The 24996-nt window shown below is 63.9% G+C and carries 27 protein-coding genes; 14 read left to right on the top strand and 13 right to left on the bottom strand.

Annotated elements, in window-relative coordinates:
- Positions 1-150: 150 nt before the first annotated feature.
- The 3 genes from NKI35_RS29160 to NKI35_RS29170 are packed head-to-tail and all read right to left on the bottom strand — an operon-like array spanning position 151 to position 2643.
- Positions 151-1188, bottom strand: coding sequence for a zinc-binding dehydrogenase (locus NKI35_RS29160; protein WP_023714052.1), 1038 nt, complete (start codon positions 1186-1188; stop codon positions 151-153).
- 11 nt (positions 1189-1199) lie between these two features.
- The gene (locus tag NKI35_RS29165; RefSeq protein WP_198020968.1) at positions 1200-1484 is read right to left on the bottom strand and encodes a zinc-binding dehydrogenase; all 285 of its coding nucleotides are present in this window, start codon (positions 1482-1484) and stop codon (positions 1200-1202) included.
- Entirely contained in the window at positions 1405-2643 is a 1239-nt protein-coding gene (locus NKI35_RS29170) for an acyl-CoA dehydrogenase family protein (protein WP_023714054.1), read from the bottom strand. The genes NKI35_RS29165 and NKI35_RS29170 overlap by 80 nt, the downstream gene beginning before the upstream one ends.
- 126 nt (positions 2644-2769) lie before the next feature.
- Here NKI35_RS29170 and NKI35_RS29175 point away from each other — a divergent pair, with 126 nt between their 5' ends.
- From NKI35_RS29175 to NKI35_RS29185, 3 genes are read left to right on the top strand one after another with little or no spacing between them, the layout of a single operon-like run.
- Positions 2770-3585 carry an SDR family oxidoreductase gene (locus NKI35_RS29175; RefSeq protein WP_023714055.1) on the top strand — a complete coding sequence of 272 codons (816 nt, stop codon included), beginning with the start codon at positions 2770-2772 and terminating at the stop codon, positions 3583-3585.
- Entirely contained in the window at positions 3582-4097 is a 516-nt protein-coding gene (locus NKI35_RS29180; RefSeq protein WP_280790513.1) for a MaoC family dehydratase, read from the top strand. The genes NKI35_RS29175 and NKI35_RS29180 overlap by 4 nt, the downstream gene beginning before the upstream one ends.
- Positions 4094-5128 (top strand): phosphotransferase, encoded by a 1035-nt coding sequence (locus NKI35_RS29185; RefSeq protein WP_023714056.1) that lies wholly within the window; start codon positions 4094-4096, stop codon positions 5126-5128. Before NKI35_RS29180 ends, NKI35_RS29185 begins: the two co-directional genes overlap by 4 nt.
- A gap of 249 nt (positions 5129-5377) precedes the next feature.
- On the opposite strand, the gene NKI35_RS29190 is transcribed toward NKI35_RS29185, so the two are convergent.
- The gene (locus NKI35_RS29190; RefSeq protein WP_023700998.1) at positions 5378-6079 is read right to left on the bottom strand and encodes a hypothetical protein; all 702 of its coding nucleotides are present in this window, start codon (positions 6077-6079) and stop codon (positions 5378-5380) included.
- Positions 6080-6326: 247 nt separating this feature from the next.
- Here NKI35_RS29190 and NKI35_RS29195 point away from each other — a divergent pair, with 247 nt between their 5' ends.
- Together NKI35_RS29195 and NKI35_RS29200 are read left to right on the top strand one after the other, a co-directional pair.
- A complete protein-coding gene (locus NKI35_RS29195; protein WP_352560355.1) occupies positions 6327-6971 on the top strand; it encodes a TetR/AcrR family transcriptional regulator in 645 nt (214 codons plus the stop codon).
- 187 nt (positions 6972-7158) lie between these two features.
- Positions 7159-7392: a DUF680 domain-containing protein gene (locus NKI35_RS29200; protein WP_023671148.1), complete on the top strand. Its 234-nt coding sequence runs from the start codon at positions 7159-7161 to the stop codon at positions 7390-7392.
- Between the two features lie 140 nt (positions 7393-7532).
- Here the strand turns inward: NKI35_RS29200 and NKI35_RS29205 are convergent, their stop codons facing one another.
- Genes NKI35_RS29205 through NKI35_RS29230 form a run of 6 tightly spaced genes read right to left on the bottom strand, consistent with a single transcriptional unit; the run spans position 7533 to position 13378 of the window.
- A complete protein-coding gene (locus NKI35_RS29205) occupies positions 7533-7760 on the bottom strand; it encodes a hypothetical protein (protein ID WP_352742257.1) in 228 nt (75 codons plus the stop codon).
- Between the two features lie 52 nt (positions 7761-7812).
- A complete protein-coding gene (locus tag NKI35_RS29210; RefSeq protein WP_352742259.1) occupies positions 7813-8397 on the bottom strand; it encodes a sarcosine oxidase subunit gamma in 585 nt (194 codons plus the stop codon).
- The gene (locus tag NKI35_RS29215) at positions 8390-11383 is read right to left on the bottom strand and encodes a sarcosine oxidase subunit alpha (RefSeq protein ID WP_352742261.1); all 2994 of its coding nucleotides are present in this window, start codon (positions 11381-11383) and stop codon (positions 8390-8392) included. Before NKI35_RS29215 ends, NKI35_RS29210 begins: the two co-directional genes overlap by 8 nt.
- Positions 11380-11691, bottom strand: coding sequence for a sarcosine oxidase subunit delta (locus tag NKI35_RS29220; RefSeq protein ID WP_023683197.1), 312 nt, complete (start codon positions 11689-11691; stop codon positions 11380-11382). The genes NKI35_RS29215 and NKI35_RS29220 overlap by 4 nt, the downstream gene beginning before the upstream one ends.
- An 11-nt stretch (positions 11692-11702) precedes the next feature.
- The gene (locus NKI35_RS29225; RefSeq protein ID WP_023671143.1) at positions 11703-12125 is read right to left on the bottom strand and encodes a hypothetical protein; all 423 of its coding nucleotides are present in this window, start codon (positions 12123-12125) and stop codon (positions 11703-11705) included.
- Complete coding sequence (locus NKI35_RS29230) at positions 12125-13378, bottom strand: sarcosine oxidase subunit beta (protein WP_023686460.1); 1254 nt, start codon at positions 13376-13378, stop codon at positions 12125-12127. Before NKI35_RS29230 ends, NKI35_RS29225 begins: the two co-directional genes overlap by 1 nt.
- 202 nt (positions 13379-13580) lie before the next feature.
- Here NKI35_RS29230 and NKI35_RS29235 point away from each other — a divergent pair, with 202 nt between their 5' ends.
- From NKI35_RS29235 to NKI35_RS29270, 8 genes are all read left to right on the top strand, one after another.
- A complete protein-coding gene (locus tag NKI35_RS29235) occupies positions 13581-13949 on the top strand; it encodes a YrdB family protein (protein ID WP_023671141.1) in 369 nt (122 codons plus the stop codon).
- A gap of 133 nt (positions 13950-14082) precedes the next feature.
- Positions 14083-14841 carry an SDR family oxidoreductase gene (locus NKI35_RS29240; protein WP_352536166.1) on the top strand — a complete coding sequence of 253 codons (759 nt, stop codon included), beginning with the start codon at positions 14083-14085 and terminating at the stop codon, positions 14839-14841.
- Positions 14842-14946: 105 nt separating this feature from the next.
- Positions 14947-15333, top strand: coding sequence for an SET domain-containing protein (locus tag NKI35_RS29245; protein WP_023671139.1), 387 nt, complete (start codon positions 14947-14949; stop codon positions 15331-15333).
- Between the two features lie 176 nt (positions 15334-15509).
- Positions 15510-15788, top strand: a complete 279-nt coding sequence (gene rpsU / locus NKI35_RS29250) for a 30S ribosomal protein S21 (protein ID WP_023671138.1) — start codon at positions 15510-15512, stop codon at positions 15786-15788.
- 203 nt (positions 15789-15991) lie between these two features.
- The gene (locus tag NKI35_RS29255; RefSeq protein ID WP_023700994.1) at positions 15992-16846 is read left to right on the top strand and encodes a tetratricopeptide repeat protein; all 855 of its coding nucleotides are present in this window, start codon (positions 15992-15994) and stop codon (positions 16844-16846) included.
- A gap of 258 nt (positions 16847-17104) precedes the next feature.
- Positions 17105-17578: a DUF992 domain-containing protein gene (locus NKI35_RS29260; protein WP_023671136.1), complete on the top strand. Its 474-nt coding sequence runs from the start codon at positions 17105-17107 to the stop codon at positions 17576-17578.
- Between the two features lie 89 nt (positions 17579-17667).
- On the top strand, positions 17668-18147 hold the full coding sequence (locus tag NKI35_RS29265) for a DUF992 domain-containing protein (protein WP_023683192.1): 480 nt from the start codon (positions 17668-17670) through the stop codon (positions 18145-18147).
- Between the two features lie 193 nt (positions 18148-18340).
- Positions 18341-19777, top strand: coding sequence for an MFS transporter (locus NKI35_RS29270; protein ID WP_352742264.1), 1437 nt, complete (start codon positions 18341-18343; stop codon positions 19775-19777).
- A gap of 121 nt (positions 19778-19898) precedes the next feature.
- Here NKI35_RS29270 and coaBC read toward each other — a convergent pair whose 3' ends face one another.
- The 3 genes from coaBC to ubiE form a co-directional block, all read right to left on the bottom strand.
- Positions 19899-21365, bottom strand: coding sequence for a bifunctional phosphopantothenoylcysteine decarboxylase/phosphopantothenate--cysteine ligase CoaBC (gene coaBC / locus NKI35_RS29275; protein WP_352742266.1), 1467 nt, complete (start codon positions 21363-21365; stop codon positions 19899-19901).
- A 67-nt stretch (positions 21366-21432) separates the two neighbouring features.
- Positions 21433-23007, bottom strand: coding sequence for a 2-polyprenylphenol 6-hydroxylase (ubiB, locus tag NKI35_RS29280; RefSeq protein WP_352742268.1), 1575 nt, complete (start codon positions 23005-23007; stop codon positions 21433-21435).
- A gap of 31 nt (positions 23008-23038) precedes the next feature.
- A complete protein-coding gene (gene ubiE, locus NKI35_RS29285; RefSeq protein WP_023691856.1) occupies positions 23039-23815 on the bottom strand; it encodes a bifunctional demethylmenaquinone methyltransferase/2-methoxy-6-polyprenyl-1,4-benzoquinol methylase UbiE in 777 nt (258 codons plus the stop codon).
- Positions 23816-23948: 133 nt separating this feature from the next.
- Here ubiE and NKI35_RS29290 point away from each other — a divergent pair, with 133 nt between their 5' ends.
- Complete coding sequence (locus NKI35_RS29290) at positions 23949-24920, top strand: adenosine deaminase (RefSeq protein ID WP_023804686.1); 972 nt, start codon at positions 23949-23951, stop codon at positions 24918-24920.
- Positions 24921-24996: the final 76 nt, after the last annotated feature.

Raw genomic sequence — 24996 nt, forward strand, 5'->3', positions numbered from 1 at the left:
GCTTTTGGGGGGGCGGTGGCTTTTTTTTTTTATTGCCTGGGGGTGGGCGGGCCCCCCTTAAAAACCGAGTTCGGCGCAAACCCCCCCCCCCCCAAAATATAAAAATTTTTTTTTTGGCCCGACCCTCCCCACAAGGGGGAGGGTAGAAAGTCACGGCCTAATAAACACCTTCCCGTTCGGCTTGGCCAGCTCCGCCGGGGCCTTCGCCATCGCCTCATCCAGCGGTAGCACCGCCGTCACGTCGGTTGACCAGCGCCCATCCGAAAAGCGCTTCTGTGCTTCCATGATCGCCGGGCCGCGCTTGTCGCGGAACTGGCGCATCCATTCGACCAGCCAGAAGCCTTCAATGTGCTTGTGTTGGAAGATCATCTGGCCGGGCTCACGGATGACAGTGGTGTCCGGATCGAGCCGTCCATAGATGATCCAGCGCGAGCGCTTCGGCATGGCGTCGAAGATCGCTGAGGCCAGCGGCCCGGTCACGGCATCGAGGAAGATGCGCGGCTGCTCGGCCTTGACCACATCGCGTAGTGCTGCCTTGAAATCCGGCGCCTTCTCGTTGAGCACATGGGCAGCCCCGATCTCCTTCAACAGCGGAATCTGCTCGTCGCGGCGCACGGTGACGATCGGCCGGAACCCAGCCTCCTTGGCGAGACCCGCGATCAGCTTGCAAAGCTGGCTGGCGCCGGCGGTCATGATGAAGGCTTTTTCGCCCGTCTCCTTGACGATGTCGAACATGGCGAGCGCCGTGAGCGGGTTGACGATCATCGCCGCGCCATCCTCGTCGCGGACCGTGTCGAGCAGCGGAATGCAGCCGGCAGCTTCGGCAACTGCATAGTCCGCCCACGCGCCCCAATTGGTGACGCCGGTGGTGAAGGCGATGCGCTTGCCGATCAGGCTTTTCGCATAGGGCTCGTCGCCGCTTGCAACGACCGTGCCGACACCCTCGAAGCCGGCCGGCTGGCCCTTGGCGCGCGGCTGACCGTACTGGCCCTTGATGAACATGACGTCGGACGGGTTGATCGAGGCGAGGCTGACCTTGATCAGCACCTGGCTCGGTCCGGGCGTCGGCACGCCAATGCTGCCCAGCGTGAGATACGGCTCCATCGCCTCCAGCACGCTGCCGGAGGGCGTCCTGGTGTAGCCGTCGCCGATCAGCAGCAGTGCTTTCATGTCTGAGGGGATCGCCATGGCGGGGCTCCTTACAGGTTGAGGATGAGCTTGCCGGATGCGCCACGGCCAAGCACGCGCGTCACCACGGCGGCGGCATCGGCCAGCGGATAAGTGCCTTCGATGGCCGGCCGAACCTTGCCGGCCAGATGCCAGCCGACCAGTTCCTTCAGATTGTCGGCATGGACGAGCTGGCCGAGCGGCGCGAAATCGCGGGCGATAATGGCCTTCATCCGCTCAGACCTTTTCCTGCGTGTATTTCCTGAGCTCCGTACGCGCCACCTGCCGGCGGTGCACGGCGTCCGGCCCGTCGGCAAGGCGCAGGGTTCGCAAATGCGTCCACGAGCGCGCCAGCGGCGTGTCCTGGCTGATGCCTTGCGCCCCGAACATCTGCACCGCCTCGTCGGTGACCTTGAGCGCGACGCGCGGTGCGATGACCTTGATCTGGCTGATCCAGGGCGCGGCTGCGCGCGCATCGCCCTGGTCGATCATCCACGCCGCCTTGAGGCAGAGCAGCCGCGCCATCTCGATCTCCATGCGGCACTCGGCGATGATGTCGAAATTGGCGCCGAGCTTGGCCAATGGCTGGCCGAAGGCCTCGCGGCGCACCGAGCGCTGGCACAGCAGCTCCAGGGCCATTTCGGCTTGGCCGATGGCGCGCATGCAATGGTGGATGCGGCCGGGGCCGAGCCGCCCCTGCGCGATCTCGAACCCCCTGCCCTCGCCGAGGATCAGGTTTCCCGCCGGCACCCTGACATTGTCGAAGCGAAGATGCATGTGGCCGTGTGGCGCGTCGTCATCGCCATAGACCTGCATCGGTCGCAGCTTGGTCACGCCCTTGGTACCGGACGGCACCAGGATCATCGAATGGCGGCGGTGCTGCGTCTCGGCTTCGCCGGTGCGAACCATGACAATGTAGATGGCGCAGCGCGGGTCCCCGGCCCCCGACGCCCACCATTTCTCGCCGTTGAGTACATAGTCGCCGCCTTGCTTTTCGCAGCGCATGGCGATGTTGGTGGCGTCGGAGGAGGCGACATCCGGCTCCGTCATCAGATAGGCCGAGCGGATTTTCCCCTCGAGCAGCGGCGCCAGCCATGCCCGCTTGTGGTCCTCCGAGCCATAGCGCTCCAGCACCTCCATATTGCCGGTGTCGGGCGCCGAGCAATTGAAGGTCTCCGCGCCGAGATGCGCCTTGCCCATCTCCTCGGCCAGATAGGCATATTCGACGGTTGACAGCCCATAGCCGCGCTCGGAGCCGGTCAGCCAGAAATTCCACAGGCCGCGATCCTTGGCCGTTTTCTTCAACCCTTCGAGGATCTCGGTCTGCCGCGCGGTGTAGACCCAGCGGTCGCCGCCCTTGCCGACCTCGCTCAAAAACTCATGATCGAGCGGCATGATCTCGTCGCACACCATGGCGGCGACACGGGCGTGGATCGGCTTCAGCCGCTCGGTCATGCCGAGATTCATGTCCGCCATCGGTCTCCAACCCTTTCACGCATCCAGGCACTTTACCCGTGGCAAGGATGACCGTACTTCGGTTAGCCTTGTCAACGCGAGCCCTTTCGCCCCGGACCGTGAGCAGAAAGGCGCGGAGGAATTGCGATGAGCTATCTGGAAGAACTGTTCTCAGTCGCGGGTAAGACCGCGCTGGTAACGGGAGCCGCGACCGGCATCGGCCGCATGGTTGCGACCGCTTTGGTCCAGGCCGGCGCTACCGTGATGATCGCCTCGCGCAAGGGCGAGGATTGCATCAAGGTCGCCGCTGAGTTGAACGGGCTCGGCGGCTCCGGCAGTGCCGAAGGTTTCGCCGGTGACGTCTCGAGCGAAGCCGGCATTGCCGCGCTGGTCAGCGAGGTCAAGGCGCGCACCGAGAAGCTGCATATTCTGGTCAACAATGCCGGCATATCCTGGGGTGCCTCGCTGGAAGATTTTCCCTATAGCGGCTGGGCCAAGGTGTTCGCCGTCAACGTCACCGCCGTCTTCCACCTGACCCGCGAATTGCTGCCGCTGCTGGAAGCCGCCGCCAGCGATGCCGATCCGGCCCGCGTCCTCAATCTGGGCTCGGTGATGGGCACGCAGCCGCTGGCCGACGACGCCTATTCCTATACCGCGTCCAAGGGCGCCGTTCACCACCTGACGCGCACGCTGGCGATCGAGCTCGCGGCGCGGCGCATCACCGTCAACGCCTTCGCCCCCGGCCCCTTCCAGAGCCGGATGACCGCCTTTGCCACCGGCACCGAAGAAAAGGCCAGACATGTCGGCAGCCATGTCCCCATCGGCCGTATCGGCGTGGCGGATGACATCGGCGGCGCAACGCTCTATTTGTGCAGCCGTGCCGGTTCCTATGTCACCGGCGCCATCCTGCCGATCGACGGCGGGCAGTCGGTGCAGCATGGGCTGACATTGTTCAAGGAATGAGCCGCGGTCGGCGGCAAGGGGAGGACACCGCAGTGGAACCGATCAGTCTCGATGTGCTTCTGGCCAGCGTCGGCAAGGAAGTCGGCGTCTCGCCATGGCGCGAGGTCACACAGACCATGATCGACCAGTTCGCCGACGCCACCGACGACCACCAGTTCATCCATTGCGACCCCGAGCGGGCCAAAAACGAGACGCCGTTCGGCGGCACCATCGCGCATGGCTTCCTGTCGTTGTCGCTGCTCTCGGCGATGACCTTCGAGACCATGCCGCCGCTGGAAAAGGGCAAGATGGGCGTCAACCACGGTTTCGATTCGCTGCGCTTCCTGGCGCCGGTGAAGACCGGCGCGCGCATCCGCACCCGCTTCGTGCTGGCCGACGTCAAGGTCAGGCCGTCGGGCTGGGTGCAGACGGCGCATGACGTGACCATCGAGATCGAAGGCTCGAAGAAGCCGGCGCTGACGGCGCGCTGGCTGACGCTGACGCTGATCGAGCGTGAGCCGGAGACCGCATGAGCGGCGACGCCAACGCGCTGGACCGGACGGCACTAGCGCCCTATCTCGAGGCGCACATCCCGGGTTTTGCCGGGCTTCATTCCATCGAAAAATTCAAATCCGGCCAGTCGAACCCGACCTATCTGCTGACCGCGGCCAGCGGCCGCTATGTCCTGCGCGCCAAGCCGCCGGGCCAGTTGCTGAAATCGGCGCATCAGGTCGACCGCGAATTCACGGTCATGAAGGCGCTGGCCGGCACCGCCGTGCCGGTGCCGGCGATGCTGCATCTGTCGGCGGAGGCGACGCCGATCGGCCGCATGTTCTACGTCATGGATTTTCTCGACGGCCGCATCTTCTGGGATCCGGCAGTGCCGGAGGCCACTGGCAACGATGAGCGCGCCGCCCTCTACGATGCTATGAACGCCACGCTGGCGGCCCTGCACGATGTCGATGTCGAGGCGGTCGGGCTCGGCGATTTCGGCAAACCCGGCAATTACTTCGAACGCCAGCTGGCACGCTGGACCAGCCAGTACCGCGCCTCGGAGACCGGCACGGTCGCCGACATGGACCGGCTGATCGCCTGGCTGGAGACGCATACGCCGGCCGATGACGGCCGGATATCCCTCGTGCATGGCGACTACCGGCTGGACAACATGATCTTCGCAGCCAGTGAGCCGAAAGTGCTGGCGGTGCTCGACTGGGAACTGTCGACACTCGGCGATCCCTTCGCCGACATCGCCTATCAATGCATGCAATGGCGCCTGCCGCACGCCTCGGGCTTTCGCGGTCTTGGCGGCGTCGACCGCGCCGCCCTCGGCCTGCCCTTGGAGGAAGCCTATGTCGCGGCGTATTGCCGTCGGCGCGGGCTGGCCGGCATCGACAATTGGAGCTTCTTCCTCGCCTTCTCCTTCTTCCGTTTGGCTGCCATCTGCCAGGGCGTCTACAAGCGGGCGCTGGACGGCAACGCCTCCAACCCCGAAAAGGCCAAGACCTATGGTCAAGCGGTGAAGCTGCTGTCGCACCTTGCCGCCAAGCTGATCGACCGAACCTGAGTAGACAATGAGATAGTGTGGTCGGCGCGATTTGATGACAGATCGGATCAGTTCCGTTCCCCGACCGGGGAGCAAGCCCATACGGAGGCGGTGGCAACCGGCCTGGAAACAGGACGCAAACCGATCACCGTCTGTAGAAAGAGCATGATGCCGAAAGTGTGAAGCGGTTTTCGGACGACATCATGCTCTATCAATTTGATTAGACCCGGATTCAGATTTCAGGTCAATTCGACCTGAAATCATCCTGCTCTAGCGCGCATCGCTGGAAATGAACTTCATGTGCCGGCTGACTTGCAGGGCGATGTAGACGACCAGCGAGCATCCGATCGGAAACACGATCTCAATGAGGCCGGTGGCGACAGCCTGCGGCAATGCCAGCGCAATGTCCTTGGCTGCGGCAGTCTCGATCGTTAGCGCCGTGATCCCGCCGCCGAACACCGCGCCGGCCAAGGCACCCGCCAGCATGAAATGCAGCGAGCGAGGTTCTTCCTTGGATGCGAGCGAAGCCAGCATCCAGCCCAGCAAACCATACTCGATCGCCCGCAACATACCGAGCGTGGTGAGCGACAGGATCACGGGCTTTGCCGATACATCAAGCGCGCTCACCATCACCTTTTGCGTACCTTTGGCGATGCCCATGGCCAGCGGCCCCGAGATCATGGCGATCAGGCCGCCAAGCGAGGCTCGCACCTTGGTGATCGCCGTGCCGAGGCTGACGCCGGCGCAGACGAAGAATGACCAGGTCACGCCTTGCGCCAAGTCGATCAGAACCTGGGTCGGGGCCGGGTGCGAACCTGCCGCAAATCCGGCAGTCAGAATAAGCGCTTCCATGGCGAAGCCGATTGCGATCGCCAGCCATGCGACTATCACGACTCGCCTGAGCGCCAGCCTGGCGCCATGAGAAAGTGGATGTGCGCCCGGCAGCCCGGACGAAAGCTCTATCGCAGCCATAGAGGCCCCCCAAAACCGAAATTTCTTGCAGAGCCGCCAAATAGGCTTTGTTTGTAACGGTCCGATGTTGCCTGCGTGCGCCCAGGTTACACATGCTGTGACATAGATGCCGGCGAAATGGACCAGACGGGCACGACTGTTCGAGAGAAAGCTTGAGGTCGCTTTTTGATGTCCCTGACAGCGCCCTTGCCCGTTTCCGTACAGCGTATATATTTAGTCATGCACAACCAACCAAAGGCACCGGATCTTGCCACTGAGCGTCCAGAAACGCCGCGAGAAACAAAAGGCCGAACTGCGTTCCGAACTGCTCGACGCAGCCCACAAGCTCGTCAAGGAAGAGGGCTATGAAGGCCTGACCATCCGGAAGTTGGCCAAGCGGGTCGGCTATGCTCCGATGTCGGTCTATTCCTACTTCGCCGACAAGCAAGACATCCTGTTTGCGCTGGCCGAGGATGCCTTCGAAACACTTGCCCGCCGCATCGAGGAGCACCCTTCCGACGATCCGATCGAGGCTTTGCGTGCGGTGATGACCGAATATTCTGCCTTCGGGCTCGGCAATCCCAACGAATACCGCACCGTGTTCATGACCGAAAAGACCAAGCTGCCGGAAGGCAGAAGCTATGAGGACATGGAAGAGGCCAACCCGGCGATGAAAGCGCTGATATCCAGGGTCGAGGCCTGCGTTGCTGCAGGCAAGCTGCAGGGCGATCCGCGCGCCATCGCCACCATGCTTTGGGCAGTCGGCCACGGCACCATCTCGCTTTTGATCACGTTCCCGTTCTACCCCTTCGGCGATCCACAGGCTTTCGTGACGCGGATGTGCGATTTCACACTCGCCACGCTCAGCACCCAGAATGTGCCGCCGCTGACCGAGACCCCGGTCGACTGCTGAGCATCCCCGCCCCTCCAATTCAACGTCCGGCCTGACAGCTTCGGCTGTGTCAGTGCGCCGCAATTTTTCGGCGTTCAAAAAGATTTTTCGTACGCGTACGTTTTCCGACTTGAAAACCCATCTCGGTGGACGTATGTGTACGTTGTATCGTACATGTACGAAAAAAATTTAACCGGTGGAGACAGACATGAACAAGACCCTTCTCGCTCTCGCCACCGTGCTGGCTCTCTCCGGCTCGGCTTTCGCCGCCAACAACACACACTCGACCAAGCAGGCCCCCGCCGCCACCTGCGTCGACACCACGACCAATGCCAAGCTCGATTGCGCCGTGACCGGCTCGGTCGAAAAGTCCGACGTCAAGGCCAAGAGCCCGCGTCTCGGCATCGAGATCAACCCATGGATCGTGCCGAGCACGTTCTAAGTTGATCGGGCTCGACCACAGCACAACGACTAATTTAAGGGCGGCAGGATAATCCCGGCCGCCCGTTTTTTCCTCAGCGCCCCCACTTCCTCAGCGCAAGCCGGCTTTTCCTGAGTTCAAACCTGGCGTAGCCGAACGGGTTATTTCTTGCGCGGTTTGCGACCCGGCGCCGTCTTGGCCCTGCCGGGTCTTGCAGGCGCGCCTGGGATGGCGGTCGAGGTGATCGACACCGGATCGCTGGCCGGAAACGTGTCCTCGAGGCCTTCCTCGAGTTCCTCTTCGGCAGTCACCTCGTGATGCTGCTCATGTTCGAGTGAGCGCACGGCGGACGTCTTGCCAGCTGACTTCGGCGGCACTTTCGACGGCATCGTATGTTCTCCCTGATGAGGGAAGCAGAACGGCTTGACCCGTCAAACGTTCCTACGCCGCCGCGTCGCTGGCTGCTTCCGACAGGAAAGTAAAGACATAGTCCGAGAAGGAACGCCAGCACTCGACCCGGAAGGCATCGGCTGCCGTGCGCAGCAGCAGGATTTCGCACTTGCCGAGAATGGTGCGCGACGCCGCGCGCACCGGAAAAGCCTCGAGCGACAAATCCTGCGGGCAGCCTGCATTGATCGCGGCGGCCGCCGCTGGGCCGGTGACGGCGAAGGCGACGTTGCGGTGCGAGATGCCGACCGCCGAATGCAATGCGGCAACCCCAGCACAATCGGCCAGCGGATCCTTGCCGGCCTCGTCGATGACCAGCCACTCGTCAGGGCCGAGCCACAGCGCCGTGCGGCCAGCCTTGGCCGCCGAAGTTTTCGGCTGCTTCGGCAAGGTCAGGCCGAGCGCCTTCGACAGCGCCGCGACGGAAGCCTCCGGCGCGCGCAGCGACATGCGCTCCGCCGGCGGCAGCACCTCGACCTTGACATCCGTTGCGGAAACGAAGCGTCCAGCCAGGGCCGGGCGGCGCTCGACCGACGCCGCTGCAGCTGGGGCCGTCTTCTTTGCAGCAGCCTTAGCCATTGAGGCGCCCTCCCGTCTCGTCGAAGAACACCATGCCGGTAACCTCCACTTCGATCACCCCGTTCGGCATCGGCACATAGAGCGTGTCGCCCATCCGGTCGCGGCCGCCGGCAACCAGCGCCAGCGCGATCGAGCGACCGCAATTTTCCGACCAGTAGCTGGATGTGACGTGACCGATCATCTTCATCGGGATCGCCTGCTTCGGGTCGGCGACGATCTGCGCGCCTTCCTCAAGCACCACTTTCGGGTCCTTGGTCTTCAAGCCGACCAGCTGCTTGCGGCCCTTGGCGACCAGATCGGGCCGCGTCAGGCCGCGGATGCCGACGAAGTCGGTCTTCTTCTTGCCGACCGCCCAGTCGAGCCCGGCATCGTTCGGCGTCACCGTGCCGTCCGTGTCCTGGCCGACGATGATGTAGCCCTTTTCGGCGCGCAGCACGTGCATCGCCTCGGTGCCGTAAGCGGCGGCGCCATGCTTTTGGCCTTCGGCCCACAGCGCTTCCCAGACGGCCTGGCCGTGATCGGCCGGCACGTTGACTTCAAAACCGCGCTCGCCGGTGAACGACATGCGAAACAGCCTGGTCGGCACGCCGCAGATCTTGCCTTCGCGCACCGACATATGCGGCAGCGCCTCGTCCGACATGTCGATGCCTTCGACCAGCGGTGCAATGGTGTCTCGCGACTTCGGCCCCTGCACGGCGATGACCGCCCATTGTTCGGTGATTGACGTCAGCCAGACATTCAGATGCGGGAACTCGGTCTGGAGATAGTCCTCCATGTGGTTCATGACACGCGGCGCGCCGCCGGTTGTCGTCGTCACATGGAAACGATCCGGCGCCAGTCGGCCGACGACGCCGTCATCATAGATGAAGCCGTCCTCGCGCAGCATGATGCCATAGCGGCAGCGGCCGGGCTCAAGCTTCTCCCATGGATTGGTATAGAGCAGTTCCATGAACCTGGCCGCATCCGGCCCGACCACTTCGATCTTGCCCAGCGTCGAGGCGTCGAACAGACCGGCATTGCTGCGGACCGCGACGCATTCGCGGTCGACCGCCTTGTGCATGTCTTCGCCCGCCTGGGGGAAATACCAGGCGCGCTTCCACTGGCCGACATCTTCGAACACGGCGCCTTGCGCTTCGGCCCAGGGATGAATCGCGGTCTTGCGTGTCGGGTCGAACAGCGGACCGCGCGAATGGCTGACGATCGCGCCGAAAGTGACAGGCGTATAGGGCGCGCGGAACGTGGTCAGCCCGACCTCGGGGATCGGCTTGCCAAGCGTCTCGGCGGCAATCGCCAGGCCGTGCATGTTGGAGGTCTTGCCCTGGTCGGTCGCCATGCCGTTGGTGGTGAAGCGCTTGACGTGCTCGATCGAGCGCATGCCTTCATGTACCGCCTGGCGGATGTCCTTGGCGGTGACGTCGTTCTGGAAATCGACGAAGGCCTTGACCGTCTTGTCCGGCCCGGCGCCGGGCGCCGCGCCCAGCATGCCGCGCGACCAGCTTTCCGACGCGTCGACCTTCGGCTTAACGCCCTTGGCCACTTTGCCGCCCGCATCCTTCGCCGCCTTGGCGCCGGCCGCATAGGCTTCGTCGATCGACGCCGACAGCCCATCCGTGCCGTTGCAGGCGCCGACCGAAACGCAGTCCTGCGCATAGATGCCCGGCACGAAGCGCTTGGTCTCGTCATTGAACGCGACCTTTCCGCGCGACTGCGAGAACAGATGCACCGATGGCGTCCAGCCGGCCGACATCAGGATGGCATCGACCGGAATGGTGCGCTCGCCGCCCCCATTCTTCGGCTGAACCGTCATCGAGGTCACGCGCAACTTGCCGCCGGCGCGGATCACCGCGCGGCCGAAATTGACCTCGATGCCGAGCGCTCTCGCCTCGTCGATCACAGGTCCGGTCGGATGGTCGCGCAGGTCAACGATCGCCGCCACGTTGACGCCGGCCTTCTTCAGGTCGATCGCGGCGGAGTAGGCCGAGTCATTGGCGGTGTAGACGCCGACATTTTTGCCGACCGCGACACCGTACTGGTTGAGATAAGTCCGCGCCGCCGAGGCCAGCATGATGCCGGGCCGGTCATTGTCGGCAAACACGATATGGCGTTCGATGGCGCCGGTCGCCAGCACCACGCGCTTGGCGCGTACCTGCCATAGGCGCTCGCGCGGCAAATCGCGGCCGGGGTTTTGCAGATGGTCGCTGACCCGCTCGACCAGGCCGACGAAGTTCTGCGCGTAGTAGCCGAACGCCGTCGTGCGCGACAAAACGCGGACATTGTCCAGGGCGGTGAGCTTGGCCACCGCGCCTTGCGCCCAGGCATAACCGTCCTGGCCGTCGATCTTCGCCCCGCTCTCGAAGCGCAGGCTGCCGCCGAAGCTGGCCTGTTCATCGGCGAGGATGACACGCGCGCCGGTTTCGGCAGCGGCGAGCGCTGCCGCAATGCCGGCCGCACCGCCGCCTAGCACCAGTACGTCGCAATGCGCATAGCGCGACGAATAATGGTCGGGATCTGGCTTGTCAGGCGAAACGCCGAGGCCGGCCGCGGCGCGGATCTTCGGCTCGTAGAGGCTCTTCCAGGCTGCCTTCGGCCACATGAAGGTCTTGTAATAGAAGCCGGCCGAAAACAGCGGCGATGCCAGATCGCTGACCGCGCCGACATCGAAGGCGAGCGAGGGCCAGCGGTTCTGAGATTGGGCGACAAGCCCGTCATAAAGTTCCTGCACGGTGGCGCGGATGTTCGGCGCCTTGCGCGCGGCGTCGCGCTTGACCTCGACCAGCGCGTTTGGCTCTTCCGCTCCGGCCGACAGGAAGCCGCGCGGACGGTGATACTTGAACGAACGTCCCACCAGATGCACGCCATTGGCAAGCAGCGCCGAGGCCAGCGTGTCGCCTTCGATGCCGGTGTAAGACTGGCCGTCGAAAGAGAACCGCGCGGTCTTGGCCTGGCTGAGACGGCCGGCGCTCGGAATGCGGAACGCGCCGCTCATTTGGAAGCCATTTCGTTGGAGTTTTTGGGCAGCTTGGACGGCTTCGGCTCGCCGGCTTTGTAAGTCATGACGAACTTGTCGGTGACGGTGTCGCGCACCGCGTTGAAGAAACGCGCGCAGCCATGGATGTGGCGCCAGCGCTCATAGATGATGCCCTTCGGGTTCGAGCGGATGAAGAAGAACTTTTCAAAATCGTCGTCGCTCTCGCCCGCCATGTTGGCCGAGCGCGCAATATGAGCCTCGCCGGCGTTACGGAACTCGAGCTCCGGGCGCTCTTCCTCGCAATAGGGGCAGCGGATGAGAAGCATTCTGTTCGTTCCTACAATTCGCCGTGGCCGACATGCGCGCCGGCCGGTTGGTTGCAAAGCCTCTGGCCCATCGCCGCAAAAGGCGCGACGAGCCGAATGCGCTCCTCCACGCTTGCGGCGGGGCGAAACAGCTCGCGATACGCCATGTTGCCGATCGTGAGCTGAAACGGATCGGTCGTCACGATGACGCTGCGCGGCTCGAATGTGTCGTCCTCGCCGAGATCGGAGGGCCTGTTCTCCATGAAGATGACCACCTTCTGGCCACCACTCCACACGCATCCCAGAATGCCGGCGTCGATCGAAAACGGCCAATTGGCTTCGTTGCCGGCGCGGCTGATCGGCTGCGTCCGCACCTCGTCCGGTGACGGAAAATGGAACAGGTCCTGCTCCCCCGCCAGCACCAGCGGCACCGCTACAGCCAGTTCCACCATCATCAGTGCGCCACCGCCGCCGCTGCTGCCTCGTCGATGAGGCGCCCGGTGCGGAAGCGCTCGATGGTGAAGGGCGCGTTGATAGGATGCGGATCGTCCTTGGCAATCGTGTGGGCAAAGACATGGCCTGAGCCGGGCGTCGCCTTGAAGCCGCCCGTGCCCCAGCCGCAATTGACGTAGAGGCCTGATACCGGCGTCTTGGCCAGGATCGGCGAACGGTCGGGCGTCACGTCGACGATGCCGCCCCACGAGCGCAGCATCTTCATGCGGGTGAAGATCGGGAACATCTCGCAGATGGCGTCGAGAGTGTGCTGCAGGATATGCAGGCCGCCGGTCTGCGAATAGGAGACATACTGGTCGGTGCCGGCGCCGATCACCAGCTCGCCCTTGTCGGACTGCGAGATGTAAGCGTGCACCGTGTTCGACATAACCACGCACGGCACCACCGGCTTGACCGGCTCCGACACCAGCGCCTGCAGCGGATAGCTTTCCAGCGGCATGCGCACGCCGGCCATGTTCATGATCACCGAGGAGTGGCCTGCAGCCACCACGCCGACCTTCTTGGCGCCGATGAAGCCGCGCGTCGTGTCGACGCCCATGACCGCGCCATTGGCCGCCCGCTTGACGCCGGTGACCTCGCAATTCTGGATGATGTGCACGCCGCGCGCCGAAGCGCCGCGCGCATAGCCCCAGGCCACCGCATCGTGACGCGCCGTGCCGCCTCGCCGCTGCAAGGCGGCGCCGACGACGGGATAGCGCGCCTGCCTGGAAATGTTGAGCGGCGGGCAGAATTCCTTCGCCTGCTCAGGCGTCAGCCATTCATTGTCGATGCCGTTGAGACGGTTGGCATGGACATGGCGCTTCAGCACCTGGATGTCGTGCACATTGTGCGCCAGCATCATGACGCCGCGCGCCGAATACATGACGTTGTAGTTGAGTTCCTGGGAGAGCCCATCCCACAGCTTCAGCGCATGGTCGTAAATGCCGGCGCTCTCGTCGTAAAGGTAGTTGGAGCGGATGATGGTGGTGTTGCGCCCGGTGTTGCCGCCGCCCAGCCAGCCCTTTTCCAGCACCGCGACATTGGTGATGCCGTGAACGGTGGCGAGATAGTAGGCGGTGGCCAGGCCATGACCGCCGGCGCCGACGATGATGACGTCATATTCCTTCTTCGGTTCCGGCGAGGACCATTGTTCCTCCCAGCCCTTGTGGCCGCGCATGGCCTCGCGGGCGATGGCGAATACCGAATATTTTTTCAACGTTCCAGCCTCGCAAATGGCGGTGGGGTATTTTACGCAGCCCCGGCGCGCGAGGTGTATCACTAGCGAAACGGCGCTTCCACCCTTGCGCTGTTTGCGACGGCGCTTGCCGTTTTGCGCCGCGGTGGAAAAGACCTGCCCGGGCTGGCAGGCATGGCTGCGTTCGGACACACTGGCGATCGCGAGACTCTGGAGGACGAATATGGGCAACGCCTGGTGGAATCTGACGTTGCGTTTCCTGCTGGAACTTGCCGCCTTGCTTGGCCTCGGCTTTGCCGGCTGGAGCCTCTCCGGCGGATGGTGGCGCTGGCTCTTCGCCTTGGCCTTGCCGTTCATTGCAGCTGCGCTGTGGGGAACCTTCGCGGTGCGCGGCGATCCGAGCCGGTCCGGACGCGCGCCGGTTCCTGTACCAGGCGCAGTCAGGCTGGTGCTTGAACTGGCCATCCTGTTTGGCGGTGCAGCCGGATTCTATGCCGCCGGTCACACGACCACGGGCGTTGTCATCACGCTGCTCATCGCCATCAGCTACGCATTTTCGCTCGACCGCCTCGGCTGGCTGCTGAAGCAATAGTCCGGCGCGCGGCGCTTGTGCCGCTGCGAAGCCATTCAGCAAGTCGAGCACGTATCGGGTGGCTAGCACCGTCCCGAACTGCGATCAACATCCCGGTTGCCGGCACAGCCGGCGCGATGAAAGGATGTAAAAAATGTTCGCACTCACCAATAAAATAGCGATCGTCACCGGCGCCAGTTCCGGCATCGGCCGCGCCACCGCAAAACTCTTCGCCGAAGAAGGCTCCAGGGTCGTCATCGCCGCCCGCCGCCAGGCCGAACTCGATGCGCTGGTCGTCGAAATCGAGGACGCCGACGGCACGGCAGTCGCGCTTGCCGGCGATGTCCGCGACGAAGCCTATGCAAAAGCCCTCGTCGATCTCGCCGTCGAAAAATTCGGCGGGCTCGATATCGCCTTCAACAATGTCGGCTCCGTCGGAACGATGGGTCCGATTTCGGAACTGTCGCTGGACGGATGGCGCGAGACGCTCGACGCCAATCTGACCAGCGCCTTTCTCGGCGCGAAATACCAGGTGCCGGCGATGGTCGAACGCGGCGGCGGATCGCTGATCTTCACCTCGACCTTCGTCGGTCACACAGTCGGCATGCCGGGCATGACCAGCTATGCCGCGAGCAAGGCCGGACTGATCGGCCTGACGCAGGTGCTGGCCGCCGAATACGGCCCCAGGGGCGTGCGGGTCAACGCGCTGATGCCGGGTGGCACCGACACGCCGTCGGCAACATTCAAGACGCCGGAATCACGCGCTTTCGTGGAAAACCTGCATGCCTTGAAACGTGTCGCTGTGCCTGAAGAGATCGCCCGCGCTGCGCTCTTCCTGGCATCGGATGCGTCGAGCTTCACCACAGGATCGGCGCTGTTTGCCGATGGCGGCGTCTCGATCACCCGGACGTGAAGCATTTCGCGGGTCATCGCCCGCGCCGATCAGCCATAGAACCCGAAACCGGACTTGCTTTTTCCTCGCGATTTGGCGATTCGGTTTCGGGTGAGGAGGACGGACATGCTGCTGATCAGGACCTATGTCGCCCAGAGCGCAATCGAAGGCGTCGGCGTGTTCGCCGCCGAGCCGATCAGGAAGGGCGCCTCGATCTGGCGGCTCGATCCGGATTTCGACCGGCTGATCCCGATGGACAAATACGAGGCGGCGCCGCCGCACCTCAAGGAATTGCTCGACCGCTATGCCTATCCGAGCCCCGACCGTCCCGGCTTCATGGTCTATGAAGTCGATAATGGCCGCTTCATGAACCACGCCGAGCGGCCGAACACGGATTTTTCGCAATATGGCGGCGCCACCGCCACTCGAGATATATCAGCCGGCGAGGAAATTACCTGCGATTACGGCGAATTCTTCGAGGATTTCGCACGGCTCCATCTGGCCAGCGCCTAGTTGGCGCCCTATCTCGGGGCTGCCGTGGCAAATTGGCGGTTGTCCTTCATTTCCAGTGTGGACAGCGCGGCCTGATTCTGCTATCAGCCGCCACAATTCGTGGTGTAAAGCGCCGCGGAGGCATGTGGCTATGGCCACTTGCCTGTTGATATCAAACCCGAAAGACAGGATTGCCCGTGCAGGTACTCGTCCGCGACAATAACGTTGATCAGGCGCTTCGCGCTCTCAAGAAGAAGATGCAGCGCGAAGGCATTTTCCGCGAAATGAAGATGCGCGGCCATTACGAGAAGCCTTCCGAGAAGCGCGCCCGTGAAAAGGCCGAAGCCGTTCGCCGCGCCCGCAAGCTGGCCCGCAAGCGCGCCCAGCGCGAAGGCCTGCTGCCGATGACGCCGCGCCCGGTTGCTGCCGGCGCCGCCGGTGGTCCTGGTGGTGCTCCGCGTCCGCCGCGGTTCTGACGCCAATTTTTCGTCCTTTTCGAAGGATACTCAGAGGTGGCGCGATGCGGAATCGCCGCCACCTTTTTGTTTGGAGCGCCGCCATTCTGTTGGAGGCCGTTCCCTTGAACGCGCAAACGGCGTTCTAGATTTTGTTACGAGAATCTGTGACCCGGCCCGGAGGGGGACCTGGACGGCGAGGCTGAAGTGAGGACAGGGCAGACATGAACGCAATCGGCGTAGAGCGCAGAACCACAATGCGCGGTTTGGCCCTGGCGGCAGCCCTGATGTCCGGCCTGGTGCTTGCCAGTTGCCAGAGCGTTCCGACCGGCGAATTCAACAACATCGACAAGGCGCAAGGCTCGAGCGAGAACATCTCCTCGCTGTCGGCGGTGATCCAGCGCAATCCGCAGGATCCGGAAGGCTACAATGTGCGCGGCTCGGCCTATGGCCGTGGCGGCCAGTATCAGGCGGCGCTGAAGGATTTCGACACCGCCATCCAGCTCAACCCGAATTTCTACCAGGCCTATTCGAACCGGGCGCTGATCCAGCGCTTCCTCGGCAACCAGGCGGCCGCCCTTGCCGACTACAACCGCTCGATCCAGATCAATGCAAATTATGACGCCGCCTATATCGGCCGCGGCAACCTCTATCGCAAGGCCGGCCAGACCCAGCAGGCCTTCAACGATTTCCAGAAGGCGATCCAGCTCGACACCACGGATGCCCGTGCCTACCACAATCGCGGCCTGATCTATCAGAGCCAAGGCCAGCACAAGTTTGCCATCGAGGATTTCTCGACCGCCATCTCGCTGGCGCCGGACGCCGCCGAACCCTACAACGGCCGCGGCCTCTCCTATCTCGCCATGAATGACGAGGACAACGCCTTCTCCGACTTCAACATGGCCATCAAGCTCGACGGCAAGAACGCCGAAGCCTGGTCCAACCAGGCGCTGATCTACGAGCGCCGCGGCGACAAGGTCAAGGCCTCGAAGGCCTACCGCGAAGCCGTCCATCTCGACCCGACCTACCAGCCGGCCAAGGACGGCCTGTCGCGCACATCGGGCGCCACGGCCGGCTGAGATGCGGCCGGCGCGCCGCCATCGGCGGCCTTTTATACAACGTTCCATTCCTGATGCAGTGCGCCGCGTGAGCGGTTTCTCCCAAGGGAAAGCGCAGAGCCCTTCCCCTAGGGATTGCGTATCCAGAAAACCCCACTATCACCCAATCTTAACCACCGGGGGCAAAGCGCTAACCCCTGCCTTGATCGCGCCAAGTTTTCAGCGGAACGCTCCGGGCCATTCAACCGTTGTTGAAGGCATTTTCGAAAGGACTGACCCATGATCAAGAAAATCATCTGTGCCGCGGCACTTGCCACGACGCTGCTTGCCGTTCCCGCCAGCGCCGGCAAGCTTCAGCTCGGCACGCTCGATTGCACCATCGACGGCGGCGTCGGTTACGTCATCACGTCGAACAAGGGCGTCGACTGCACGTTCCGCCCTTATCACCATGGGCCGTCCGAGAAATACACGGGGATGATCTCCAAGCTCGGGGTCGATCTCGGCCAGACGCATCAGGGCCAGCTGGTGTGGGCGGTTCTGGCCGCCACCCGCGGCCATGACGAGGGCGACCTTGCCGGCCATTATTACGGCGTCAACGCCGAGGCGAGCGTGGTGACCGGCGGCGGCGCCAATCTGCTGGTCGGCGGGCTCGACGGCGCCTTTGTGCTGGAGCCGCTCAGCGTCCAGGCGCAGACCGGCGTCAATGTAGCGGTCGCCGTGACCTCCCTGGAGCTGATCCACTCGTTCAAATAAGCATCGGCAAATAAGTATCGACTGATCCCTCTACGCGCGGCGCGGAACAGGTTACTGTTTCGCGCCGCATGCTTTTTGGGGGATCCGCCGTGCTGAAACCAGCCATCGCCGCCGCTATCACCATCATCTGTACCGCCCAGGCCCAAGCGCAAGACCAGGGCATCGAACTCGGTGTGCTCGATTGCGCCATCGGCGGCGGCACCGGCTTCATCTTCGGCTCCAGCAAGGATCTGAGCTGCACCTTCACGCCGGCCGACAAGAGCTTTTCGCCGGAAGCCTATTTCGGCGCCGTCAACAAATACGGGCTCGACATCGGCACCACCAAGCAGACCGTCATGCAATGGCTGGTGCTGACGCCGCTGAGGAACATCTATGCGCCCGGCGCGTTGGCCGGCGACTATATCGGGGCCAGCGCCGAAGTGACGGCGGCGGTCGGCGCCGGCGCCAATCTCCTGGTCGGCGGCTCCTCGCAGGCCTTCACCCTGCAGCCGCTCAGCCTGCAGACGCAGACCGGTATCAACATTGCCATCGGCGTCAGCCAGTTTCAGCTGCGCAGCATTGAGAACTGACCGGCGCATCAAGCGGAGAGGCTTCCGGCCAATCTCGACCGTTTGCACTTCGATAAAAAGCCACTTGAGCTCAACTGCGCTTGAGGTTTTACAACTCGCCTGACTGAAACAGCGCGCATGGCCCCGCCGGAAAGCCCGACTGGCTTCTGGCGCCATGCGCCGGCATCGAGATATGCAAAGGCAGGGTAAAAGAATGACTGAAATCACCAGCAACAAGGTCGACTGGCGGGCATTGTGGGCAAGCGGCGACCTCGCGCGCTTCTGCTTCATCAGCCTCGGCATCCTGCTGCACGCCACCAACGAGACGATGGTGGCGACGGTCATGCCGGCCATGGTCGGGGACCTCGCCGGTGTGCAGTTCGTCGGCTGGTCGCTGGCCGTCTACGAGCTCGGCGCCATTGTCGCCGGCGCTGCGGCGGGGCGGCTGGTCAGCTATGTCGCTCTACGCTCCAACGTCACGGTCGCCGCCCTGCTCTATGCCGTGGGCGCCCTGATCTGCGCCACCGCGCCGTCCATGCCGGTGTTTCTTGGCGGCCGTCTGGTCGAGGGGCTCGGCGGCGGTGCGCTGGTGTCGCTGGCCTTCGTCTCGGTCGAGCGGCTGTTTAGCCGCAACATCTGGCCACAGCTGTTCGGCATAATGTCGGCGATCTGGGGCGTCGCCGCGTTCAGCGGCCCGATGCTCGGCGCGATCATGGTCGAGCTCCTGTCCTGGCGCTGGGCCTTCGGCGTCTTCGTGCTGGGTGGCATTGCCATGGCATCGGCAAGCTTCATCGTCCTGAACACGCCGGAAGCGGCGAAGCCGCAGGCCGCCGCCGGCACATCGCCGCCCTTCCCCTATGCAGCACTTGGCTGCCTCGCCATCGCCGTCGTGCTGATCGCCACCGCAGGCGTCGACGTCGCCTTGCTGCGCTCGTCGCTGCTGCTGGCCCTCGGCCTCGCCGGCCTGGCGCTGTTCGTTTTCGTCGACGCCATGAAGCCGCAATCGCGACTGTTCCCGTCGGGCCTGTTCTCATGGCGCTCGCCGGTCGGCAGCGGCATGACCATGGTTGCCGCCTTCTCGGTGGCGACAGTCTCTTTTTCCATCTACGGGCCGCTTCTGCTTACCACGCTGCACGGCATCCCGATCCTGACCACAGGCTACATCATCGCCGCCGAATCGATCGCCTGGTCGATCCTGTCGATCGCCGTCGCCAATGCGCCGCTGCACCGCGAACGGCAGATCCTCGTCATCGGCGCGCTGATGATTGCAGCCGGCCTCGCGGGTTTCGCCTATGCCATCCCCGCCGGCTCGATCCCGATGATCCTGCTCTGCGCTTTGTTGCAAGGCGGTGGCTTCGGCGTGTCATGGCCCTTCCTGACCCGCATCATCGTCGCCTCGGCCCGCGACGGCGAGCAGACGATCGCCTCGGCCGCCGTGCCGACCATGCAGCGCATCGGCTACGCCGTGGGCGCCGCCATGGCCGGCATCATCGCCAATGCCAGCGGCTTTTCGGACGGGCTGAACCGCGAGGCAGCAGCGCACGTCGCCGGCTGGCTGTACCTGGCCTTCGTGCCGCTCGGCATTGTCGGTTGCCTGGCGGCGTTGAAGATGGCTTTGGCGGCACGCCGGCCGCAATTGGCGACAGGCTGAGGGCACGGCGGATGGAGAATTTGGCGACAGCATTCCGCCGGCGCTGTCGGCGTCAAATGCCCTCGACCACAAGGCTGCTTGCAAGACCATGGCCCGTGCCTGATTGCGGACCGGCGGCCGCTCAGGCTTGCAAACGCTCGGCGATGAGCGCGGCGAGCCGCGCCGCCACCTCGTCCTTGCCCATCTCAGGCCATTCCTCGACGCCGTCCTTCGAGACGATGCGCACCTTGTTGCGGTCGCCGCCCATGACGCCGGTGGGGCCGACACCGCTTTCATGCGAGACATCGTTGGCGACAATGAAATCGGCGCCCTTCTTCTTCAGCTTGGCCTCGGCATTGGCAATCAGGTCCTGCGTCTCGGCGGCGAAGCCGACAACCAGCCCCGGGCGTTGCCCGTGATGACCGACGCCGGCGAGAATGTCGGGGTTTTCGACCATTTGCAGCGCCGGTGGGCCCTGGCCCGCCACCTTCTTGATCTTCTCGCCGGCCGTGCCAGCGGTGCGCCAGTCGGCGACGGCAGCTACGAAGACCGCGGCGTCCGCCGGCAACAACTGTTCGACGGCCGCTTTCATCTCGGCCGCGGTCTCCACATGCGTCGTCACAACGCCGGCCGGATCGGCAATGCCGACCGGACCGGAGACCAGGCGTACATCCGCGCCCAGTCTTGCCAGCGCTGCCGCAATCGCATGACCCTGCTTGCCCGAAGAGCGGTTGGCGATGTAGCGCACCGGGTCGATCGGCTCATGCGTCGGCCCCGAGGTGACGATGATCCTGCGGCCGGCCAGCGGCTTCGGCCTGCTGTCGAGCAGTGCCTCGATCACTGCCACGATGTCCAGCGGCTCGGCCATGCGGCCTTCGCCCACCTCATTGCTCTCGGCCATCTCGCCCCTGGCCGGGCCGACAAAGGCGATGCCGTCCTTGGCGAGCGTCGCCCGGTTGCGGCGCGTCGCGGCATGCGACCACATTTTCGGGTTCATCGCCGGCGCCATCAGCACCTTCTTGTCGGTGGCGAGCAGCACCGTCGAGGCCAGATCGTTGGCATGGCCGTTGGCGAGCTTGGCCATCAGATCGGCAGTGGCCGGCGCCACTACCAGAAGGTCGGCCTCGCGCGACAGGCGGATATGGCCGACATCGTGCTCGTCATTGCGGTCGAACAATTCGCTGAAGACATGGTCGGCCGAAAGCGCGCCGACCGAAAGCGTGGTGACGAACTCCTGCGCCGCCGATGTCATCACGACGCGCACCGCCGCACCGCGCTCGCGCAGCCGGCGGATCAGGTCCAGCGCCTTGTAGGCGGCGATGCCGCCGCCGATGATCAGCAGGATGCGCTTGCCGTCGAGGGTTTTGTGCGTTTTTGTGGATTGACCTCGCTCGGGCAGATCGATGTCAAAACCTCCATGAGGCTCAACAAAGCGGCGGATTGTTGCATAGAGGGTTTCGCTCTCGGGCATGCCGGCTTCCGCCGACAGCACGCTTTTGGCAAGCGCATCACGCGCCTCTTCCTCCATCGACACCCCGCGCGCCGCAGCGCGCTCACGCAATTTCTGCTTCACGTCGTCAGCTAGATTGCGGACAGTAATGGTGCCCATGACTTGCTCCGCGACATCAATAGCGCGACTGCAACGCTAGCACCACAGTTGCTAGCGTTGCAAGCGATCAGAGCAGCTTCCACGCGATGTACACCAGCGTCAGCGCGATGACCCACAGCGCCATGCGGCCGGAGCGGGTGTAGCGCGCTTCGGCCTTACCGACGGCGCGCGATGTTGCTTCGTCGAAGCGCAGGCCGTGTTCGGCCATAAAATCGATCTCGCGCGACAGCCGTTCGGTGCGGGCGGCAAGATCGGGCGCTTGGCGGGCCAGCGCCAGCAGCGCCTTGGCGCCGTCGCGCGCGTCCATCAGCAGGCCGCTCGGGCCGAGATTGCCGGCGATCCACTGGCCGACCACCGGCTCGGCCGTCTTCCACATGTTGAAGGCCGGGTCGAGCGTGCGCGCGACGCCTTCGACCACCACCATGGTCTTCTGCAACAGGATCAGTTCCGACCGCGTGGCCATATCGAACAGTTCGGTGACCTCGAAGAGCAGCGTCAGAAGCTTCGCCATCGAGATGGTTTCAGCCGGCTGGCCATGGATCGGCTCGCCGATCGCGCGAATGGCCTGCGCGAAAGCCGCGACATTGTGCTGACGCGGCACGTAGCCGGCCTCGAAATGCACCTCGGCGACGCGCAGATAGTCGCGCGTGATGAAGCCGTAGAGGATTTCGGCGAGGAACCGGCGCTCCTTCTTGCCGAGCCGTCCGGCAATGCCGAGATCGACGGCGACGATATTGCCATTGGCCTCGACGAACAGATTGCCTGGATGCATGTCGGCATGGAAGAAGCCGTCGCGGAGCGTGTGACGCAGGAACGACTGGATCAGGTTGGTGGCGATCGCCTTCAGATCGTGCCCCGCCGCCGCGAGGCCGGCGATGTCGTTCATCTTGACGCCGTCGACCCATTCCATGGTCAGCACATCGCGCCCGGTGCGCTCCCAGTCGACCGACGGCACGCGGAAGCCCGGATCGTCCTTGGTGTTTTCGCCCAGTTCCGAAAGTGCGGCCGCCTCGAGGCGAAGATCCATCTCGATCTTGGTGGTCTGCGCCAGCGTCTCGGTCACCTCGACCGGCCGCAGCCGGCGCGACGACGGGATGTATTTCTCCTGCAGCCGGGCGGCGAGGAAATAGCTTTCGAGATCCTGGAAGAAGCGGCGGCGCACGCCAGGCCGGATCACCTTCACCGCCACCTTGGTATCGACACCGTTATGCATGGCTTGCGCGGGATGAACCTGGGCGATGGAGGCCGCCGCGACCGGCCCGCCGAACTGCCTATAGAGTTCGCCGATATTGCGCCCGAGCGAGCCCTCGATCGCCGCCACCGCTTCCGCCTGCGAAAAAGTGTGCATCTTGTCCTGCAGCATGGCGAGGTCGAGCGCCATGTCGTTGCCGACGACATCAGGCCGCGTCGCCAGGAACTGGCCGAGCTTGACGTAGGAGGGTCCGAGCCGGACCACCGCCTTGGCCAGCCGGTCGCTGCGCTCATAAGCGAGCGCGCGGCGGCGGGTAAACAGCCGCGCCATGCGCCAGCCGAATTTCGGCAGGCCGCTGAGTTCGTCGCCCGGCAGTGCTGCGATCACGCCCTCGCGGACCAGCACCCAGCCGGCCCGTGCGAGCCGAAAGGCGGCGCCGACGCTGCTCATCGTCTACCCTGCTGCTGCAAACTGTCCGGCCTCAAAGCTTCCAGCCCGAATGAAGCGCTGCGATGCCGCCGGAATAGTTGCGGAACGACACGCGCTCGAAGCCCGCGCGGGTGATCATGGCAGCAAAGTTCTGCTGATTGGGAAATTTGCGGATCGATTCGACCAGGTAGGAATAGGGTTCGCCCTCGCCCGTCACCATCTTGCCGATCTGCGGAATGGCGTTGAACGACCAGGCTTCGTAGACCTTGTCCAGCAGCGGCATCTCGACCTCGGAAAACTCCAGGCACAGGAACCGTCCGCCGGGCTTCAGCACGCGAAAGGCTTCCGTCAGCGCGACATCGATGCGCGGCACGTTGCGGATGCCGAATGCGATGGTGTAGGCGTCAAAGGTGCTATCGGTGAAAGGCAGTTCCTCGGCATTGGCCTCGACGAAATCGGTGTTGCCGGACAGGCCCTTTTTCTCCGCGCGGTCACGGCCGACGCTAAGCATCGAGCCGTTGATGTCGAGCACCGTGGCATGCGTGTTGCCATGGCTGGCGTCTACAATGCGGAAGGCGATGTCGCCGGTGCCGCCCGCCACGTCAAGCACTTTCCAGCCCGGACGTTTCGGCGGATTGAGCCATGTCACCATGGCATCCTTCCACAGCCGGTGCAGCCCGGCCGACATCAGGTCGTTCATCAGGTCGTAGCGGTTCGCCACCTTGTGGAAAACCTCATTGACCAGAGGCTGCTTGTCGCCTGGCCCTACCTTCTTGAAACCATAGGAGGTTTCCATGCCGCCCGCGGCCGTGGTTCTCTCAACTGACATTATTTTGATCCGTCATAAAACCGGCGGGACCATAGCCGATCGATGGTGCGGGCGCTATTGTTTAAGGCGCGGTGTTCGGCCGCGCTTCCAGGTGGTGGGCTTACGGCCTGGACTGATGAGACGGGATAACTGCATGCCTTTGAAAGCGGAACTGCACTGCCACATCGAGGGGGCAGCGGCGCCCGAACTCGTCGTCCGCCAGGCGCAGAAATACGGCAAGGACACCTCGCTTTATATCCAGAACGGCTCGTTCGTCTGGCACGACTTCACCTCTTTCCTCGCGGCTTACGACTTTTCCGCCGACCTGTTCCGCTCCGAGGAGGATTATGCCCGCCTCGCCGACCATTATCTGACCAGCCTTGCCCGCGACGGCGCCATCTATTCCGAAGTCTTCACCTCGCCCGACCATGCCGTCAGGGCCGGCCTGTCGCCCAAGGCCTACACCGATGCGCTCGGCGAAGGCATGCTGCGCGCCAAAGCCAAGACCGGCATAGAGGGCCGCATGATCGTCACTGGCGTACGCCATGTCGGCGTCGAATCGATCGAGCAGGCGGCGCGTTTTGCGGCGCGCTGCGGAAATCCGCTGGTCACCGGCTTCGGCGTCGCCGGCGATGAACGCATGGGCGAGATGGAGGATTATGTCAGGGCCTTCGAGATCGCCCGTGAAGCGGGTCTTGGCATCACCATCCATGCCGGCGAGTTGACCGGCTGGGAGACGGTGCAGGCCGCACTCGACCACATCCGCCCCTCGCGCATCGGCCATGGCGTGCGCGCCATCGAAAATCCCGACCTGGTGCGCCGCATCGCCGATGAGGGCATCGTGCTTGAATGCTGCCCCGGCTCCAACATCGCGCTCAAAGTCTACGACAGTTTCGCCGATCACCCTTTCCCCGCCCTGCAGGCGGCCGGCTGCAAGGTGACCCTGAATTCCGACGACCCACCCTATTTCTGGACCTCGCTGAAGCGCGAATACGACATCGCCGCCGAGCACTTCGCCATGAACGAAAAGGCGCTGGCCGCCATCACCCGAACCGCGATCGAGGCGGCTTTCGTCGACAGGAAGACGAAAAGCGCGCTGCTTGCCCGGCTCGATGCGAAGAGGTGAATGGTGAATGGTGAATGGTGAATGGTGAATGGTGAATGGTTTGCCGGCTCTTCGGCCTGTCAACCGCAATGATCGA

It is taken from the genome of Mesorhizobium sp. M0676 (assembly GCF_040320535.1).
Taxonomy (GTDB): Bacteria; Pseudomonadota; Alphaproteobacteria; order Rhizobiales; family Rhizobiaceae; genus Mesorhizobium.